Genomic DNA, 18,832 nt, shown 5'->3' with positions numbered 1-18,832 from the left:
CATGCTTCTTTTTTATCGTTTTCCCCTATATATATAAATGAAAGATAACCTGTGAGGGTGATTGATGAGTGAGAAGACAAAATAAGATTCCACTGGGAGCATTGGCGATTATTCTCCTGGCATTGGCTGCAGGGGCTTGGATCATTTTTCTTTGGCCGAGCGGTTCAAAAAGCGTGGTGGAAGATTTTTATGAGTATGAAAGCGAAGCGGAGTTCGGGAAGTCCTGGGATTTGTTAAGTTCTGAAATGAAGCTGCGGTTTCCGAATCGGGCAGCTTATGTGCAAAATCGCTCCCATGTGTTTTTACAGCATATGGATGTGGAGACCTTTCAGTATGATGTAGGCCGTGTTAAGAAAGTGAAGAACTGGAGTCTGGATAAGGATGGAAGGGTGCATAAAACGGCCTTTAAAATTCCAGTTACACAGGTCTTCAATTCTCGTTTTGGGGTGTTTACATTGGAACAGGATTGCTACGTCGTTAAAGAAAAAGGCGAATGGCGTTTGTTATGGAATTATCAGTTTGAATAGATTCCTCTCCTTTTTCAGGCACAAGTTCGTTTTAGTGAAAAGGAGAGGCGATGCTCTCGTATAATGATTCCAATAGGTCTACTTATCATGAAACATATTTCATTCTTGAGCGATCACTGATGGCTTTCAGAATAAACATTTTGTCCTGTGTGCTTAGCATAGCCCAGCTGCCTGCTTTGATTTTCAATTAAATCCACTCCTTTTGTTTAGGATTATTTATTATGGTTGATGAATGATGGTTGATGGAATTCCGGGTCCAAAGAATAATAGTGTCAAGTGATGAAAGGGGCAAGGGGAAATGTAAGTATCAGCTCCTACTAGATTATACCGTTTTTTCATGCCTAATAAACAACAAAAATTCCAACAAATCTCTACAATTGGTGTTCGTTTTTTGTCAGATTATTGGACGGTGAAAATAAAAAAGCTGTCGGGATGCAGGCCCGGACAGCTTTTTCATTTTTTCTTATTTGATGGATAATTGTTCTTTTAATTCGGATTGAACCTTTTCTTTTTCCTCATCCGACACAATATAGTAGTAGATTCCGTCGATTTTCGTTCCTTTGCCATTTATGGATGATTGGGTAATGCTTTTGCTAGCGTCCCTGTAGTTCTTTTGGATGTCCATCATGTCATCAAACGTCAAATTCGTCTGGATATTATTGCCCAGTGCGTCGAAGACATCATTGTATTTCGTCAGAGAGGAAACGCTCGCACCCTCCCTGATGACAGCCTCAATGATGGAACGTTGTCTGGACTGACGACCAAAATCACCATTCGGATCATCATGCCTCATTCGTGAATAGGCTAAGGCTTCTTTCCCATTAAGAGTATGCGAACCTTTCGCAAAATGAATGCCATCGGAGGTGAAGTCCAAATCGTTTTGAACAGTCACGCCGCCGACTGCGTCAACGATATCCTTAAATCCTTCCATATTGATCTTCATATAATAGTCGATCGGGATATCGAGGAAGTTCTCAACAGTATCCATGGACATCTTTGCGCCGCCGAAGGCAAACGCATGGTTGATTTTATCCTGTGTACCATGACCGACGATCTCGGTCCGTGTATCACGCGGAATGCTTAGCATTTTGACTGACTTCTTTTGTGGATTGACCGTCAAGACGATCATTGTATCTGAACGGCCTTTGTCGCCATCACGTTCATCGACACCGAGCATGAGCATCGAGAAGGGCTCCTGATCCGATAGTGCTAGGTCTTTTGTTCGTTTATCCGTGTTACGGTCTATGGGTGTATGCATTGATTCAACGGTTTTAGTTAGAGCATTCCACATGGAGTAGGCAAACGCTCCCCCTGCTAATATGAAAAGTAGGACAATTATACCGACTACCTTTAGCCAGGTCCGTTTCTTTTTCGTCTTTTTTTCATGTCTCATATTTTACTTCCTTCCTCTTATTGTAACCACTTCATCTATTATATTTAAATTCACTATAAAAGAATAGTATATTTTGTTATTTTATAATACTTTTGACATATATCAGTGTAACTGTGTACTATGTAACTAGGACAATAATGAAGGGGTTGGGACGTTGAATTCGTTTAAAGGTTTAATGATAAAGGAGTGGCTGATCGGGAAATCCACACTTCTCTGGCTATTGGTTGCACAGGTTGGCTTAGTGGTTATTGCTTTATTGGCATCCAGGTATTTGGAAGTTGCAGGTCTTTTTTATATGTGCACATGGATAATCGTGTTCTTACAACCATTTATTATGTTCTCTTTGATTTTTGGATGTTTGAATTATGAGGGGAAGACGCAGTTGTGGATTCATAATCCCCAGTCTGCGGCGATTCTGCTTGGAAGTAAATTATTGTCAAGTGTGCTGTTTCAGGTGGTTTCAATTTTATTTGCCTGCTGTTTAGTATTTGTGGCTTTTAGGGTTCCGACCGGTTATTTTCAGCCAGACTTTCAGGTGGAAAGTTTTTCGGGATTAGTAGGCTTGTTACAGATAGGCGGGGTTATGACGGCGGTCAGTATTGTCATTGCCGTGCTAATGATGTTTTTATGGGTAGTGTATCATGCACTCGCAAGGATTCAGCTTATTAAAAATATTCGTTGGCTGATTGTGTCCCTTCTGTTTATAGGAATGGTTTTGGTGAAAAATTGGGTTGGAAATACCGAGATATATAAGAAACTGGATGATCTATGGGCTGTACCTGCTTTTAACGGTTCGTCGTTTACCTTGTCAAAAGCCAAGTTGGAGTTTTATCTAGAAGGTAGAGAGAATATTTCGCTTTTGACAAGCGGGTTGGATGTTATCGCATTAGTGATATTGTTCCTCGCTTCATGTTGGCTCTTGGACCGAAAGATTGAGGTGTAAAGGATGTCAGAGGATTTTCATGCTTCAAAACCGATTTATTTGCAGGTTGCCGATCGAATTTGTTATTCAATTGTACGGGGTGAGGTAAAGAGTGGGGATAAGCTGCCATCGGTCCGCGAAATGGCTGTCGAGATGGGTGTCAATCCGAATACGATCCAGCGCACTTATACCGAGATTGAGAGGGATGGAATTGTGGAGACGAGAAGGGGGCAAGGTACATTCGTCAAAAATGATCCGATGCTGATTGCATCATTGCGTACCCGGATTCAAACGGAGGTTATCGAGACATTCGTTGAAAATATGAAAGAAATCGGCTTGTCGAGAGAAGAAATGCTGACAGCGGTACAGCAATTTCTAAAGAAGCAGGGGGATGCAAAATGACGGTTGAGCTGCATGATGTAAAGAAAAAGTATGGAAGCATTACTGCCCTTGATGGTGTTTCACTCACGTTTGAAGTGGGGAAGATATATGGGGTGCTGGGGGCCAATGGCAGCGGTAAGTCAACATTGCTCAAACTGATTGCCGGACTCGCGAAACCGGATCATGGAGAGGTGACGGTCGAAAGGGTGACGGTAAGCAGGAGGACGGCTTCTGTTGTTTCTTATCTGTCAGAGCTTGATTTTTTCTATACCAATTTTACCGCAGGTCAGTATATTGATTTTCATGCGTCGCAATTTGCTGATTTTAATCTGGATAAGGCAATTGAAATGCTGGCATTCATGAAATTGGATGTCCGGAAGAAAGTCCGTACGATGTCGAAAGGGAATCGGGGACGTCTTAAATTAGTGCTGGCCCTGTCTCGGGAGGCACCGGTCGTGCTTTTGGATGAACCATTCTCAGGGTTGGACGTTATGGTTCGGGAGTCGATAGTACGGAGCTTGCTGTCTTATATCGATTTTGAAAGGCAAATGGTTATCATGGCCACTCATGAAATCGAGGAAATCGAGAAAATCCTTGATGTGGTGATCGTGATCAAGGATGGTAAGGCCATTGGAAAGGAAGAAGCTGAGGATCTCCGCGAAAACGGTGGGAAATCGGTAATCGGGTGGCTAAAGGAAAAACATAGGTAAATGTCATGCTCCAAATTTCGATTTGGAGTATTCTTTTTTTTTCCTGACAGACTTTCAGGTTATGAGGGAGTGCAAGTCTGTTTTGCAAATGGGAGGTATATAAAGATCTATTGGCTGCTTCCAAGGATCCTTTTCAATTCTGCTGATCGAGATGAATTTGCCGTCACCCAGTGTCAATGGAAGCGTTTGGCTCAGCAGTAGAGGGGAAATGACGGAATTATTAAGTAACTTGGAAGAAAGGCCATTTCGTTCAATAAGGTAAATGATGAAGTAACTCCGGGGAAAATTCCGGAGTTTTTTTATTAAAAAGGAAGGCCCTTTTTAATAGTTGAATAGAATGGAAAGAGTTTTTTCATAACATTTTTCTAGGCGTACGACGATTTACTACAAAATGGGTGATTAGCAGAGTCCGTATTAGAAAGAAGGCGCATATATATGCAGTACGGATATCACTAAAGTATAAATAACTATTGGAGGCTAAAGGAAAAATGGAAGAGACTGTTGGTTTACCGTACCTTGAAGCTTTAACAGGGAAATTTGTGAGGGCGTTTAAAGGCGGGCCTGATTCTAGAGAAGGCAAGCTTTTAACAGTTCAGAGCGATTATATCGTGATTCAAACAGAACAAAATCAACTCGTATATTTCGCCATCGAGCATTTGAAAATTGTTGTGGGGAATGCGAAAAAATCTCAACTTGATTTATGTTCGATCAACGAAGAAGAAACAGTTTATCCAGCAAATTTTTTAGGTATGCTGGAATCACTTCAAACTAGCATCATTCAAGTGAATGGCGGCGGTCCGGCATCAAAAGTTGGCCAGGTTGTAGATGTAAAAGAGGAATTTTTAGTTTTATCCAGTGAGAATGACGGGCTAGTTCTATACCCGATTTCCCATATTAAAAGTGTAACAGTGCTGGAGCTGGCGGACAATGAGTTATTGCCTCAATTTGGTGACGGTACAGAAACAATTAACGGCTTACTATCGCAGTTAGTCCACAATTGGGTATCCGTCAGTGCTGGAGGACCTAATAAAGTTGAGGGCATCCTGATGGAAGTTACTGACAGCCACCTTATCGTTGTTCATCATGAAGAATTATTTTATGTGACAACGGATCATGTCCAATTCGTAGTTATAACTGTGCAGGTAAATGAAAATTGCGAAGCAGAAGCAGAAGGTGAAAACTCTGCAAATGGAGGCTCTTCAGCTGGAGGTTCGTCAAAAGGAAGCAGTTCAAGCGGTTCATCAGACGAAAGCAGCAGTTCATCAGACGAAAGCAGCAGTTCATCAGACGAAAGCAGCAGTTCATCAGACGAAAGCAGCAGTTCATCAGATGAAAGCAGCAGTTCATCAGACGAAAGCAGCAGTTCTTCTGTTGAAAGCAGCAGCTCATTCATTGAAAGCTCTTCAAGCAGTTCATCAAATGGAGGTTTAGGGAGACTTCGGGGACCTCGAGTAAATACGTTCAAGCAAATATGGATTGAGAACTTAATCAAAGCAACATCCCAAAACCCACGGTAAAAGAAATACCAAACAGGTACAGCAACCAATATGGAGTTGTTGTGCCTTCTTATGGAAAGTGGACATGCCGCTTTTGCCCATGATGGAAGATGTTTCATTCTATAAAAATTTTTAATGACGATTTTATCAGTTCAAATGCTATTTGGAACTGACAAAAAAGTGGCCAAGCAACCATTATGACAGGTAACCTGGTTTCAAGTTGGAACAAAGCATACTGTTTGGTTTGATTGATTTCAATAGAAAGGAGGAAGCAACGCTTGTTATCAAAACATATAGGTCAGTATATGGAACTTGAGCTTGCAGGGAATATACATGAAGCGGGGATTTTAATTGAAGCAAGCTCGGACATCATCGTCTTGTATACTGGAAAAGTGTACCGTTACATTCCATTCAGGCACATTAAGAATTTTTCCTTTCCAATGATCGAAGAGGAGTTTGGGTCGGGAGGAGAGCCGGAGATCGAAGAGACATCGTTCCGAAAATTGTTGATGAATGCGAAGGGGAGGTTCGTTGAAATCCTGCTCACGAAAAAACACTCGGTTCATGGCTATATCGTGGGAATCATGAATAACTATTTCGTCTTTTATTCGCCCGTATTTAAAACGATGTTCATCTCGATGGATCATTTGAAGTGGCTTTCGGTTACAAATGATGAAAAAGGCCCTTACGGTTTGAATAAATCAGAGCAACTGGCACAGGTCTCATCTTTAAGCTGGGCCAGGACATTGGAGGAACAGATGAAAAGGCTGACCAATAAACTGGTGGTGCTCGACTTAGGTATGCATCCGAAGAATATTGGTAAGGTCAGTACGGTGAAAGATGGCATCATTGAGATGGTGAATGCACATGGGGAGGCGGTCATTGTCAATATGAGACATGTCAAAAGCTTTCATTTCCCACAATAAAAAACTCCGAGTCTAAAGCGATCCGGAGTTATTTCTTTTTCTCGATATTTTCATAGACCGATGCCAGGGCTTGTTCAAATTTCCCGCTCTTTTTCGGTTTGTAATATTTTTTGCTGCGCAGTTTATCCGGTAAGTATTGCTGCTTCACCCAGCCATTCTCGTAGTCATGCGGATAAAGGTAACCGATGCCGCGTCCGAGATCTGTGGCTCCTTTGTAATGGGCATCCTTAAGATGGTCCGGTACATCTCCGCTATGGCCGCTGCGAATGTCGGAAAGCGCTGCATCAATTGCGACAATGGCCGTGTTCGATTTAGGTGACAGGCATAACTCGACCACTGAGTTGGCAAGTGGAATCCGGGCTTCAGGAAAACCGAGCCTTTCAGCGGCTTCGACTGCAGCAAGGGCCCTAGGACCAGCCTGAGGATTGGCAAGACCTATATCTTCATAGGCAATGACCACCATGCGGCGGGCAATGCTGACAAGATCGCCGGCTTCGACCAAGCGCCCCAAATAATGAAGGGCTGCATTCACATCACTTCCGCGAATTGATTTTTGGAAAGCCGACAGAACATCATAATGGGCATCTCCATCCTTATCATGTGAGAAGCTTTTTTTCTGCATGCATTCTTCGGCAATTTGCAGATCTATATGAATCGTTCCGGACTCATCGGGTTCAGTGGAAATGACGGCGAGCTCAAGAGCGTTAAGGGCACTGCGGACATCTCCGTTTGAAGCAGTCGCTAAATGGGTAAGGGCATCAAGGCTGACATCCGTTTCATACGCACCAAGTCCCCGCTCTTCATCATGAAGTGCCCGTTCCAGAGCTGTAGTTATATTATTGGTTTCCAAGGATTTGAGCTCGAAAATCTGGCACCGGCTTCGGATAGCCGGATTGATTGCATGATAGGGATTGCTGGTCGTTGCACCGATCAAGGTAATCATCCCGTTTTCAAGGTATGGCAATAGAAAATCCTGTTTTGCCTTATCGAGTCGATGTACCTCATCAAGCAGCAGAATCACTTTACCGGACATCTTAGCCTCGGCTGCCACGATTTCCATATCCTTTTTATTATTGGTCACCGCATTCAGCGTCCGGAAGGCAAACTTCGTGCTTCCGGCAATCGCACTTGCAATCGATGTCTTGCCAATTCCCGGCGGACCATACAGAATCATGGAAGAAAGCTGCTTAGCCTTCACCATCCTTGCGATAATTTTCCCTTCACCGACCAGATGCTCCTGCCCGATGATCTCATCAATCGATCGAGGCCGCATCCGGAAAGCAAGCGGTTTAATATTCATTGCGCACCTCTCCTTTTAATATAAAGGTATCACAACTTATGGGGAAAATGCGCTGATTATGCTGTGAATGCAGTTGAATTAGTATTTAATGCGCCCTTCAGGCAGCTAATTCGTCCTTCAGGAAAATAATTCGTCCTTCACACCAATTAATTCGTCCTTCAGGAAAATAATTCGTCCTTCACACCAATTAATTCGTCCTATCCTCAATAATCGAACGTAAAAAGTAAACTCTTCCTTTGGTGTTGCCGGAATGATGTATTTTTAATGAAGTTAATAACTTTTTTGCACTTGATGGAGATTTGAGTTGGAGGAATTGCCGGAATTCGCTGTTGGTAATGGTAGGTTTAACGAGGAATACATAATCCTGAAGAGCGGAGATGTGGGCATCATGGGAAGAATGCAAGCATGTACGGCAAATCCACTTTCTTAATCGTCTCTCCATAGAAAATGCATAACATTTATGGCAGTATACTCCGGTTTGAAGGGCGGTAAGAGAGATTCCATAACTTTCCAAAAGATTTGGGATATAAGGTGTATGTTCGTCGAGCAATATAGTAGATATTCTTTTCATATTTTTAGTTGAAAGGATTTTCTTTTTATATTTTTCTTTGAATTCTGCAATTTTTATAAGAATACTATCTTTACGTATCACTTTTCTATGAATATCTCTGTTCTCAGCTCGTATTATCGTTGATGAATTGGCGCTGACGACTAATGTTTCTACTGGGAGATTGATGATTTTTTTTAATTTCAACCATTCAACTAGCTGTTGGCGCTGCCGGTTCACTTGCAGAATTGGATCATCAAAAGCTTCTGTTTTTCCATCTGGATTTGTACGGATAAGTTGATTGAATGTGTTGTCGAAATAGATTTCACCAGCCATGTTTTTCACTTCAATAATTAATAGAAAATAAGAAGTGAGAATAAGGATGTCGATTTGGAAGGGGAAGGGTGATCCAATTAGACGGAGGTCATGAAAAACTAGATACTCTTTTTCAGGAAGGGCATTTAGAGAGGATAAGACTCTATATTCCCCACTATATCCAGCTTTGATTTTTTTGATGTCTGAGTTTAATATCGGTTGCTTAGCATGATCAGGTGGTAAGCGTCTCATTAGAGCTTCTATCATATATACTTTTAAAGGTATCTCACATTCTTTCATCATCATAGTAACCACTCCTTATTAATAGAAATATTCTCTATTAATGATAGGTTTCCTGTATTTTTAGTAAAAGTAAATGTGTCAAAGAACAGAACTTAAAAAATGTACGTTGTCTTACAAAGAAGTTAATTCGGCCAAAATGCGGGATAATTCGTTCTTGGCGTAAGACAATTCGTCCTTGATAGATATAATTCGTCCTTGGCGTAAGTTAATTCGTCCTTGGCACTGGATAATCCGTCTTTTAACAATATATTCCCTACCTCTCCAATTAGGATAATTTGACAAATGGAGGGAGGTTGAATGCATTTCTGGCGGGAATATGCTATAATTTCAAAAGAATTTAGAAACGGATAAATAATTTGAGGTGTATATGTATGAAGATATCTACTAAAGGCCGTTATGGTTTAACGATTATGATCGAGCTTGCTAAACACTATGGAGAAGGCCCGAAAAGTTTGAAATCGATTGCCCAGACGCATAATCTGTCGGAGCATTATTTGGAGCAGTTGATTGCGCCGCTACGTAATGCAGGGTTGGTGAAGAGTGTCCGTGGTGCGTATGGCGGGTATGTCTTGTCTAAAGATCCTCAGGAGATTACTTCGGGTGATGTCATTCGCGTATTGGAAGGGCCGATTACCCCTGTTGAAGGAATTGAGGATGAAGAGCCGGTGAAGCGCCAGCTTTGGATCCGGATCCGCGATGCTGTGAAGGATGTATTGGATAATACGACGCTTATGGATTTGGCGAACTATAAGGATACGGGTGAAATCAACTCTTATATGTACTATATTTAAGTGATCAGCAATGCGCCTATTATGTGGGCGCTTGCGTTTTTTAATGGAGGCGACAATAAAGTGGACAGAATATATTTAGATCATGCTGCGACTTCACCGATGCATCCGAATGTGATCGATAGAATGATGACAGTCATGAGCCATGACTTTGGTAATCCGTCGAGCATTCATGCTTTCGGGCGGGAGGCTCGCCATGTTTTAGATGAGGCGCGTTCGAGTATTGCAAAAAGCATCGGTGCCGGGCGGAATGAAATCATTTTCACGAGCGGTGGAACCGAGGCGGATAATACGGCGATCATTGGTGTTGCGAATGCTTATGAAGAAAAAGGAAAGCACATCATAACGACGGAGATCGAGCATCATGCGGTTTTGCATACATGCCAATTCCTTGAGAAGTCTGGCTTTGAAATCACATATTTACCTGTGAATGAAGCGGGGCTTATTTCCATTGCCGATTTAAAGGCGGCATTGCGGGACGATACGATTTTGGTTTCGGTCATGTTCGGCAATAATGAGGTCGGAACGATCCAGCCGATTGCTGAAATTGGACAATTACTTAAAGGTCATCAAGCCATTTTCCACACGGACGCCGTTCAGGCATATGGTTTGATCTCTATCGATGTTCGTGAATTGGGTGTGGATTTGCTGAGTGTAACAGCGCATAAAATCAACGGTCCCAAAGGAATCGGCTTTCTTTATATACGTGAAGGCTTGAAGCTGAATCCGCATTTATATGGCGGGGAACAAGAACGAAAACGCCGAGCGGGTACGGAGAGTGTGCCGGCCATTGCCGGTTTTTCAGAAGCTGTTTTAATTGCACAAAGCATGATGGAAAAGAAAACGGAGCAATACAAGCAATTTAAAGACGTATTGCTTGCCGTCCTTGATGGAGCGGATGTACAATATGAAATTAACGGATCAATGGAACAGTCGCTGCCACATGTGCTGAATGTTAGTTTCCCGGGTACGAATGTGGAATCGATGCTCGTTAATATGGACTTGGCAGGTGTTGCGGTATCGAGCGGATCCGCTTGTACAGCAGGGTCAATCGATCCGTCGCATGTGCTTGTGGCGATGTTCGGGAAAGATTCGGAGCGGACGAAGAATTCGATTCGTTTCAGCTTCGGTTTGAACAACACGGAAGAGGAAGTCAGGCATGCTGCTGAAACCACCGTGAAAATCGTAAAAAGATTAGTTGGAAGATAATTCCTTCTTTAAATAAATGAGGTGACAGAATGAATAAAGCACCACAAGATACCCGCGTCGTCGTGGGTATGTCAGGAGGCGTGGATTCTTCTGTTTCAGCCCTGCTATTGAAGAATCAAGGCTATGATGTGGTCGGGATATTCATGAAGAACTGGGATGATACAGATGAAAATGGAGTCTGTACGGCAACGGAAGATTACAATGATGTAATTGCCGTTTGTAATCAAATCGGCATCCCTTATTATGCGGTCAATTTCGAAAAGCAATATTGGGATAAAGTATTCACTTATTTCTTGGATGAGTATAAAGCGGGCCGCACCCCGAATCCGGATGTAATGTGCAATAAGGAAATCAAGTTCAAGGCATTTTTAGAACATGCGGTAAGCCTTGGTGCTGATTATGTGGCTACAGGCCATTACGCACAGGTTGAATACCGGGATGGCGAATACAAGATGCTTCGCGGTATTGATAATAATAAGGATCAAACCTACTTCTTGAACCAGCTTACTCAAGAACAATTGGAAAAAGTCATGTTTCCGCTTGGGCACATTGATAAGAAGGAAGTCCGTGAGATTGCGAAAGAAGCGGGTCTTGCTACGGCAGCGAAAAAAGATTCAACAGGCATCTGTTTTATCGGTGAACGCAATTTCAAAGAGTTTTTAAGCAATTACCTGCCAGCACAGCCCGGTGATATGGTCACGATGGATGGAAAGGTCATGGGCAAGCATGACGGATTGATGTATTACACGATCGGTCAGCGTCACGGTCTAGGGATTGGCGGCAGCGGCGAACCTTGGTTTGTTGCGGGAAAAGACTTGAAGCGCAATGTTTTATATGTGTGTCAAGGCTTTGATAATGATGTGCTGTATTCCAATTCCCTTCGAGCAGTGAATGTCAGCTGGGTAGCGGAACATATACCTGCGGGTGAATTTACATGTACGGCAAAGTTCAGGTACCGTCAAGAGGATAGCGGTGTTAAGGTGAAGGTTCTGGAAAATGGTGATGTCGAAGTCATCTTTGACGAGCCAGTCCGCGCGATCACACCTGGACAGGCAGTCGTATTCTATGATGGTGAAGTGTGCCTGGGTGGCGGTACGATTGATGAAGTATTTAAAAAAGGTGAAAAACTGACTTACGTAGGGTAAAATAAGCATGTCCCCAGCTGTGTTTGCGGTTGGGGACTTCTTTTGGATTAAGGGTGTGTTTTCTGAATTCAACTGATGGCTTATGCTATACTTTTTAATATGAAAAATGGAGTGTGAAATGATCATGGATAAGAATCAACAAGGAATTGAGTTTATGCAGCAAGGAAAATACGAAGAAGCGGCGAAAGTTTTTAATGAGGCGATCGAGGAAAATCCGAATGAGCCTGTTGCCTACATAAATTTTGGGAATGTACTGACTGCCGTGGGTGAAACGGATAAAGCGGTCAAGTTTTACAAAAAGGCGATTGAGCTGGATGAAAATGCAGCTGCGGCTTACTATTCATTAGGAAACTTATACTATGAAACCGATACTAAATTAATCGAAGCGAAGGATATGTTTGAAAAGGCTATTCGTTTGGGACTGGAGAACAGCGATGCTTACTTTATGCTTGGATTGACATTGATGGCGTTAGATCAACCTAAATTGGCGATGCCTTATTTACAGAGAACGGTGGAGCTGAGCCCTGAGGACGTTGATGCGAGATTCCAATATGCGCTATGTCTTGCAAATGCGGAATTATATGATGAATTGATCAATCAACTGAATTTAGTCGTGGAACAGGATCCAGGCCATGCCGATGCTTATTATAATTTAGGTGTTGCGTTTGCCGGGTATCGTGAGGATGCGCAGGCGGCGATGGCTTATTTTGATAAAGCTTTGGAAGCACAGCCTGACCATATGCTTGCTGCACACGGTAAGAAACTGATGGAAGAAATGAATGCTGAGTAAATAGACTGCATATGCATGGAAAGGTGGGGAGAAGCGTTGAGCCAGCAAGATTCATTGGATTTGTTTTCAGAAGAGAAAATGTTCATGAAAGGAAGTCATTTAGTGACGATCTTTCATAATGAAGAAAATATGTACTCGGTTGTAAGAATTCGTGTGCATGAAACGAATCTGAATTATGAAGAGAAGGAAGCTGTCGTGACAGGTTACTTTCCAAGGATGCATGAGGATGAGATCTATATTTTTTATGGGGCGATAAAGGAACATCCGCGTTTTGGCCTTCAATTTCATGTAGAGCATTTTCGCAAGGATTTGCCCCAATCAAAGGAAGGCATCGTCAGTTATTTATCCGGTGACCTGTTCAAAGGCATTGGGAAAAAAACAGCCGAGAGCATTGTTGATACACTAGGGGAAAAGGCAATTTCCAAAATTCTGGCTCAGCCTTCGTTACTTGATGATATCCCGAAGCTATCCGGGGAAAAGGCAAAGGGCCTCTATGATACATTAGTCGAGCATCAAGGTCTGGAGCAGGTAATGATCGCCCTGAATCAATATGGCTTCGGTCCGCAGCTGTCGATGAAGATTTATCAATTGTATAAACAGGATACGATCACGATGGTTCAGGGAAATCCATATAAGCTCGTAGAGGATATTGAAGGGATTGGTTTTGGACGGGCGGATGAGCTTGGGCATCAGCTTGGCATTTCCGGCAGCCATCCCGACCGAATCAAGGCTGCGTGCTTGTATACACTTGAATCACAATGCCTTCAGGATGGAAATATCTACATAGAAGCCGAGCAGCTATTGGAAGCGGTCAAGCGATTGCTTGAGGAAAATAAACGGGATCGCATAGAGTTCACGAACATTTCCTCGGAAATAATCGAATTGACGGAAGAGGGAAAAATCGTTGTCGAGGATCAACGAATTTATCCGCCTTCACTTTACTATTCTGAAAAGGGAATTGTTACGAACATCAAGCGGCTACTCGCACAAACCGAGTATGAAGACCAGTTCCCGGAATCGGAATTTTTACTGGCCCTTGGAAAGCTGGAAGAGCGTCTAAATGTTTCTTATGCCTCAGCTCAAAAAGAGGCGATACAAACAGCCCTGCAGTCGCCCATGTTGATCTTGACGGGGGGACCCGGTACTGGGAAGACGACGGTAATCAAAGGGATTGTTGAGCTATATGCAGAGCTGCATGGTGTATCCATGGACATTAACGACTATAAAAAAGAGGGAAGCGATCCATTTCCATTCGTTCTTGCGGCTCCTACTGGCCGTGCAGCGAAACGAATGGCCGAATCGACTGGACTCCCCGCTGTTACGATCCACCGTTTGCTGGGGTGGAACGGGAGTGAAGGCTTTTCCCATGATGAGGATAATCAGTTGGATGGCCGGATCGTGATCATCGATGAGGTTTCCATGGTGGATACATGGCTGGCCAATCAATTGTTTAAGGCTTTGCCGGAAAATGTCCAAGTGATATTGGTAGGTGATGAAGATCAACTGCCATCGGTTGGCCCTGGGCAGGTTTTAAAGGATTTGCTTGCATCGAATTGTGTGCCTACTGTCAGTCTGGAACATATTTATCGTCAAGCTGATGGCTCATCGATCATTGAATTAGCCCATGGTATCAAAAAAGGAAAGCTTCCGGATGATGTGACGAAGCAGCAAGAAGATCGATCGTTCATTCGCTGCCAGACCGGGCAAATCGCTCAAGTAATCGAGAAAGTGGTTGCGAATGCGAGGACGAAGGGGTTCACGGCCAGGGATATACAGGTGCTGGCTCCCATGTATAGAGGGCCTGCCGGGATTGATGCACTGAATAAAATGCTTCAGGAAGTGTTCAATAGCAATGCGGATGAAAAGCGGCGGGAAATTAAATTCGGAGACGTGATATACAGAACGGGAGATAAGGTGCTTCAACTGGTGAACCAGCCAGAGGAGGGTGTCTTTAACGGCGATATGGGTGAAATCGTGTCCATATTGTTCGCTAAGGAAAATACCGATCATGTCGATAAAGTAATCATATCGTTCGAGGGAATCGAAGTGACATACACGAAACAGGACTTGAACCAGATTACACATGCGTATTGCTGCTCCATCCATAAGTCGCAGGGAAGCGAGTTCCCCATTGTCATTTTACCTGTAGTGAGAAGTTATTATCGGATGCTCCGCCGTAATTTATTGTATACGGCGATTACCCGCAGTAAAAATTTCTTGATCCTTTGCGGTGAAGAAGATGCATTCCGTCTAGGGATCGAGCGTAATGATGAGATGCGCCGGAAAACGACTTTGCGTGAAAAGCTGCGGGAGATTTTGAGTGAAGAAGATATGCCGGTGGAAAAGGGAGAGGTGCAAGAGCGTGAGGCAAGTTATCTTGAAATCTTCACGAATGCTGACCCGATGATCGGGATGGAGGATGTCACGCCTTATGATTTTATGTAGCTGATGATCAATGTTTGGTTCTTCATTTTGATAAATTTTGTTTGAAATTCATAGTTTTGGTGGAACTAATATAGAATATAACTTATATGAATGTGAAAGAGCAGGGGGGATTATGATGAAAAAAGGTTGGATAATAGGTATAGTCGTTGTCGTTTTACTTGTCATTTATGGGGCATCTTCTTACAACGGTCTTGTAAGCGCAAATGAAGACGTAGACAATAAGTGGTCACAGGTGGATAACCAATTAAAACGCAGAGCGGATTTGATTCCGAATCTTGTCGAAACGGTGAAGGGTTATGCTTCGCATGAAACGGAAGCCATTAAAGCGGTGAGTGATGCACGCTCGAAGTTGGCAGGTGCCAATTCGACTAAAGATGCTATTGATGCGAACCAAGAATTGAGTGGGGCTTTAAGCCGTCTTTTGGTGGTTGTCGAGAACTACCCGGATCTAAAGGCCAATGAAAACTTCAAGGGTCTCATGGATAGTTTGGAGGGGACGGAAAATCGCTTGTCGGTAGCACGGAAAGACTATAATGATGAAGTTACCAACTATAATAAGACGATTAAACGTTTTCCAAAGAATATGATGGCAGGCGCGTTCGGGTTCGATGCCAAACCATATTTTGAAGTGACCGATCAAGAAAAAGAAACGCCAAAGGTTGATTTCGGGAGCGATAAATAATGAAAAGACTCGCTGTGTTTGCGCTATTTTTCATTCTCACGTTCAGTTTAGCAAACGTAGTCGCAGCACAACCTAAAATTCCTGAACCAGTTGGGGATATATATGTCCAGGACTTTGCCGGAGTCCTGGATGATCAGGAAAAATCCGAACTCATCGAGCTTGGGAAACGGTTGGATGATGCCACAAAAGCACAAATTTCCGTTTTGACGGTTGATTCGTTAGAAGGATCTGAGATTGAGGAGTACTCGGTCCAGGCATTTAGGTCATTCAAGCTTGGTGATAAAGAACTTAACAATGGAGTCCTCATCGTCCTGGCCAAGAAAGAACGGAAAATCCGTATTGAAGTGGGGTACGGTTTGGAAGGTGCCATTACCGACATAAGATCGGGACAGATTTTGGACAATGTGGCTATCCCCGAGCTGAAGGCGGGTAAATCCGACCTTGCCCTTACTGAAACCTATAAGGCCGTATATAACGATGTCACGAAAGAATATAACTTAGGTGACGAGTTTCATCAAGATCTATCCGTTCAGCCCGAGTCTGAAACTTTTCAGCCATCAGGTTTACAGATTTTTCTCATTATCATCGTTGTCATCATCGTATTCATCATCGATGCCAAGTTCTTTAAAGGGTTTTTCCTTCAAATATTACTCAATATCCTCTTGATGTTCATCAGTCGCGGAGGTGGCGGTGGCCGTGGAGGCGGCAGCGGTCCACGGGACGGCGGCGGCGGAAGTTCCGGCGGCGGAGGTTCCAGCAGAGGATGGTAAGGTGGATCTGACCGGGAAACCGGTCTTTTTTTATGCCCGCTCTCTGGGTATCCGTAAGGTCGAGCAACAATGGAAAACCTTTCAGCACATCTATTTTCATGATGAAAGAAATAATAAAAATGTTCGGAAAGGCGGGATGACCTTGCGGACGTTTTCTTTATTGAAAGGGATGCCGGTTTTTACAACCAAAGGAGAAAGAATCGGCACGGTCCACGATTTATCGATATCTGAATCGGGTCAGGTGACAGGCTTGGTCATTCATCAACAGGCATTGTTCAAAAGAGCTTTTCATTTAAAACTGGACGAAATATCTTCTTTCGGTCAAGATGGGATCTTCATCGTCCATCAGGATTCAGCCCTAGGGAAAGTGCCTGCGGATTCCATGTGCTTAACGAAGGACGAATTATTGGGACGCATGCTTTTTTCAGAAATGGGTGAGGAGCTTGGTTTACTGCAGGATGTATATTTCAGGGAAAAAATGGGCACGATTATAGCGTATGAAACAACGGATGGTTTTTTCTCGGAGTCGACAGTGATAGAATCAAAACAGCCGCCTGCATTTGGGAAGGATACCATCATTGTTTCAGTTTATGAACAGTGAGGTGTCCATTTTGGAAATGAAATGTCCGAATTGCCGCAGTAAAGATGTTGGGAAGATTGGCGTTAATCAATATTATTGTTGGAATTGCTTTATTGAAATGACCTTATCCGAAGGGATCATTAATACGCACCAGGTCGAGGAAGATGGAAGTTTAAGCTCTTTGGACGACTTGTTTGATGAAAATGACCGCCGCTTCAGTATGTAATTAACGGAAGAGGTGTTTGCAATGGCTAGACGTTCACGCAATAATCTAATGAATATGGGTTCGGACTTGATGAACTCGAAGATGATCAAACGGAATATGAAGAAAATACGCAAAAGATTAAAATCATTATTATAATCGGAATGGGTGTCCTGATAATGAGGGCACTCTTTTTTATGTATGAAAACCTTCCGCCTTTCGAAGAATAAATGAGCGGGAGGTGTTTAATTGTGAGTATTCGTCTAAAGTGGTTTTATCGCCTGGGTTTTTTATTGCTCTTATTTTTCGTTATCTATATTTTTATGAAACTTAAGCCCATGTGGGGACCTGTCGTTACTGTTTGTGTGACGGTACTGCTGCCTTTTTTGGTTGGTGCGTTCATCAGTTATTTGCTGCACCCGGTAGTGGAATATTTAAATGAGAAAGGGATGCGTCGCTGGCTTTCGATAACGATCATCTATTTGCTGTTTTTCGGAGGGGCTGGTTTTGCTGTTTATAAAGGCATTCCAATAATGGTCAGTCAGGTTCGAGAGCTGTCGGAAAGCGTACCGGAACTGGTTGAACAGTACAGGAGCCGGATAGATAAGCTTAATCATCAAACGGCGGCCTGGCCGTTCGGAATTCATGAAAGATTCGAAGAAGGTGTCATCCTTTTTGAAGCTTGGCTGAAGCGTATTCCCGAAAAGGCGATGGAGTATGCAATGAAGATGATTGATTTCATCGTACTGATTGCGTTGATTCCATTCATTGCTTTTTATATCCTGAAAGATTTCACGGCATTAAAAAAAATGGCATGGTATATGACACCGAAAAAATGGCGAAAGCAGGGACGGGCATTCGTTCGTGATGTGGATGCGTCGCTTGGAGGCTATATTCGCGGACAAATCATCGTCTGTGTCGTGATCGGTTTAATTTCCTCGCTGCTTTTCTGGATAGTCGGAATGCAATATCCGCTGCTTTTGGGGGCGATAATCGGAATAACGAATGTCATTCCCTATTTCGGTCCCATAATCGGGGCCATTCCTGCAGTGATTATCGCCGCGACAATGTCAGTGAAAATGGTATTGATCATAGCGGTCATCGTGCTTGCACTCCAATTCCTGGAGGGGAATATCCTGTCGCCGCTAATAGTCGGTAAAAGCCTCCATATGCATCCGCTGTTCATCATGCTTGCATTATTGGCCGGTGGTGAAATAGGCGGGATCACGGGCATGGTCCTTTCGATTCCCATTTTGGCAGTATTGAAAGTTTTTGTTCTGCATGCCCGCGTTCACTTTAGAAAGAAGCCGTCCCTTGTTGACAAATAAAAGTCTTGTGAATATAATCCATTACATAAGATAATTCGTTGAAGGATGAAGTATGCTGAAGTCCATCTAAAAG

General features: G+C 43.1%; 19 protein-coding genes. 16 read left to right on the top strand and 3 right to left on the bottom strand.

The features are described 5' to 3' along the window. Positions 1-68 precede the first annotated feature (68 nt). Positions 69-527: a hypothetical protein gene (locus ACFX4L_RS06515; RefSeq protein WP_377404289.1), complete on the top strand. Its 459-nt coding sequence runs from the start codon at positions 69-71 to the stop codon at positions 525-527. A gap of 463 nt (positions 528-990) precedes the next feature. Here ACFX4L_RS06515 and tagU read toward each other — a convergent pair whose 3' ends face one another. Next, entirely contained in the window at positions 991-1,920 is a 930-nt protein-coding gene (gene tagU, locus ACFX4L_RS06510) for a polyisoprenyl-teichoic acid--peptidoglycan teichoic acid transferase TagU (RefSeq protein ID WP_289320011.1), read from the bottom strand. Between the two features lie 154 nt (positions 1,921-2,074). On the opposite strand from tagU, the gene ACFX4L_RS06505 reads away from it, so the two are divergent. The 5 genes from ACFX4L_RS06505 (at position 2,075) to ACFX4L_RS06485 (ending at position 6,355) form a co-directional block, all read left to right on the top strand. Next, positions 2,075-2,863, top strand: a complete 789-nt coding sequence (locus ACFX4L_RS06505) for a hypothetical protein (protein WP_377404286.1) — start codon at positions 2,075-2,077, stop codon at positions 2,861-2,863. Positions 2,864-2,866: 3 nt separating this feature from the next. Continuing rightward, the gene (locus tag ACFX4L_RS06500) at positions 2,867-3,244 is read left to right on the top strand and encodes a GntR family transcriptional regulator (RefSeq protein ID WP_089361589.1); all 378 of its coding nucleotides are present in this window, start codon (positions 2,867-2,869) and stop codon (positions 3,242-3,244) included. Then, positions 3,241-3,933 carry an ABC transporter ATP-binding protein gene (locus ACFX4L_RS06495; protein ID WP_377404283.1) on the top strand — a complete coding sequence of 231 codons (693 nt, stop codon included), beginning with the start codon at positions 3,241-3,243 and terminating at the stop codon, positions 3,931-3,933. Before ACFX4L_RS06500 ends, ACFX4L_RS06495 begins: the two co-directional genes overlap by 4 nt. A 488-nt stretch (positions 3,934-4,421) precedes the next feature. Beyond that, entirely contained in the window at positions 4,422-5,450 is a 1,029-nt protein-coding gene (locus tag ACFX4L_RS06490; RefSeq protein WP_377404280.1) for a hypothetical protein, read from the top strand. A gap of 257 nt (positions 5,451-5,707) precedes the next feature. After that, entirely contained in the window at positions 5,708-6,355 is a 648-nt protein-coding gene (locus ACFX4L_RS06485; protein ID WP_377385400.1) for a DUF2642 domain-containing protein, read from the top strand. A gap of 28 nt (positions 6,356-6,383) precedes the next feature. Here ACFX4L_RS06485 and ACFX4L_RS06480 read toward each other — a convergent pair whose 3' ends face one another. Both ACFX4L_RS06480 and ACFX4L_RS06475 read right to left on the bottom strand, forming a co-directional pair. Then, complete coding sequence (locus ACFX4L_RS06480) at positions 6,384-7,655, bottom strand: replication-associated recombination protein A (protein WP_377404277.1); 1,272 nt, start codon at positions 7,653-7,655, stop codon at positions 6,384-6,386. 187 nt (positions 7,656-7,842) lie between these two features. Further along, a complete protein-coding gene (locus ACFX4L_RS06475) occupies positions 7,843-8,823 on the bottom strand; it encodes a nuclease-related domain-containing protein (protein WP_377404274.1) in 981 nt (326 codons plus the stop codon). 368 nt (positions 8,824-9,191) lie between these two features. Between ACFX4L_RS06475 and cymR the strand changes: the two genes are divergently transcribed. From cymR to ACFX4L_RS06425, 10 genes are all read left to right on the top strand, one after another. Then, a complete protein-coding gene (cymR, locus tag ACFX4L_RS06470; RefSeq protein WP_089361582.1) occupies positions 9,192-9,611 on the top strand; it encodes a cysteine metabolism transcriptional regulator CymR in 420 nt (139 codons plus the stop codon). 60 nt (positions 9,612-9,671) lie between these two features. Beyond that, positions 9,672-10,817 (top strand): cysteine desulfurase family protein, encoded by a 1,146-nt coding sequence (locus tag ACFX4L_RS06465; protein ID WP_377385409.1) that lies wholly within the window; start codon positions 9,672-9,674, stop codon positions 10,815-10,817. A gap of 29 nt (positions 10,818-10,846) precedes the next feature. After that, the gene (gene mnmA / locus ACFX4L_RS06460) at positions 10,847-11,962 is read left to right on the top strand and encodes a tRNA 2-thiouridine(34) synthase MnmA (RefSeq protein WP_377404271.1); all 1,116 of its coding nucleotides are present in this window, start codon (positions 10,847-10,849) and stop codon (positions 11,960-11,962) included. Positions 11,963-12,086: 124 nt separating this feature from the next. Next, the gene (locus tag ACFX4L_RS06455) at positions 12,087-12,752 is read left to right on the top strand and encodes a tetratricopeptide repeat protein (protein ID WP_061466152.1); all 666 of its coding nucleotides are present in this window, start codon (positions 12,087-12,089) and stop codon (positions 12,750-12,752) included. Positions 12,753-12,788: 36 nt separating this feature from the next. Then, positions 12,789-15,197, top strand: coding sequence for an SF1B family DNA helicase RecD2 (gene recD2, locus ACFX4L_RS06450; protein WP_377404268.1), 2,409 nt, complete (start codon positions 12,789-12,791; stop codon positions 15,195-15,197). 112 nt (positions 15,198-15,309) lie between these two features. Then, the gene (locus tag ACFX4L_RS06445) at positions 15,310-15,879 is read left to right on the top strand and encodes a LemA family protein (RefSeq protein ID WP_377404265.1); all 570 of its coding nucleotides are present in this window, start codon (positions 15,310-15,312) and stop codon (positions 15,877-15,879) included. Next, a complete protein-coding gene (locus ACFX4L_RS06440) occupies positions 15,879-16,649 on the top strand; it encodes a TPM domain-containing protein (protein WP_377385421.1) in 771 nt (256 codons plus the stop codon). The genes ACFX4L_RS06445 and ACFX4L_RS06440 overlap by 1 nt, the downstream gene beginning before the upstream one ends. After that, entirely contained in the window at positions 16,576-17,250 is a 675-nt protein-coding gene (locus ACFX4L_RS06435) for a PRC-barrel domain-containing protein (protein ID WP_377404262.1), read from the top strand. Before ACFX4L_RS06440 ends, ACFX4L_RS06435 begins: the two co-directional genes overlap by 74 nt. 16 nt (positions 17,251-17,266) lie before the next feature. Continuing rightward, positions 17,267-17,455 carry a hypothetical protein gene (locus ACFX4L_RS06430; protein ID WP_089361771.1) on the top strand — a complete coding sequence of 63 codons (189 nt, stop codon included), beginning with the start codon at positions 17,267-17,269 and terminating at the stop codon, positions 17,453-17,455. Positions 17,456-17,682: 227 nt separating this feature from the next. After that, entirely contained in the window at positions 17,683-18,759 is a 1,077-nt protein-coding gene (locus ACFX4L_RS06425; RefSeq protein ID WP_377404259.1) for an AI-2E family transporter, read from the top strand. Positions 18,760-18,832: the final 73 nt, after the last annotated feature.

This window comes from Peribacillus sp. YIM B13482 (assembly GCF_042787975.1).
In the GTDB taxonomy this organism is placed as follows: domain Bacteria; phylum Bacillota; class Bacilli; order Bacillales; family DSM-1321; genus Peribacillus; species Peribacillus simplex_A.
The sequence above is the reverse complement of the archived record's forward strand: the minus strand, read 5'-3'. Positions and strand labels throughout refer to the sequence as shown.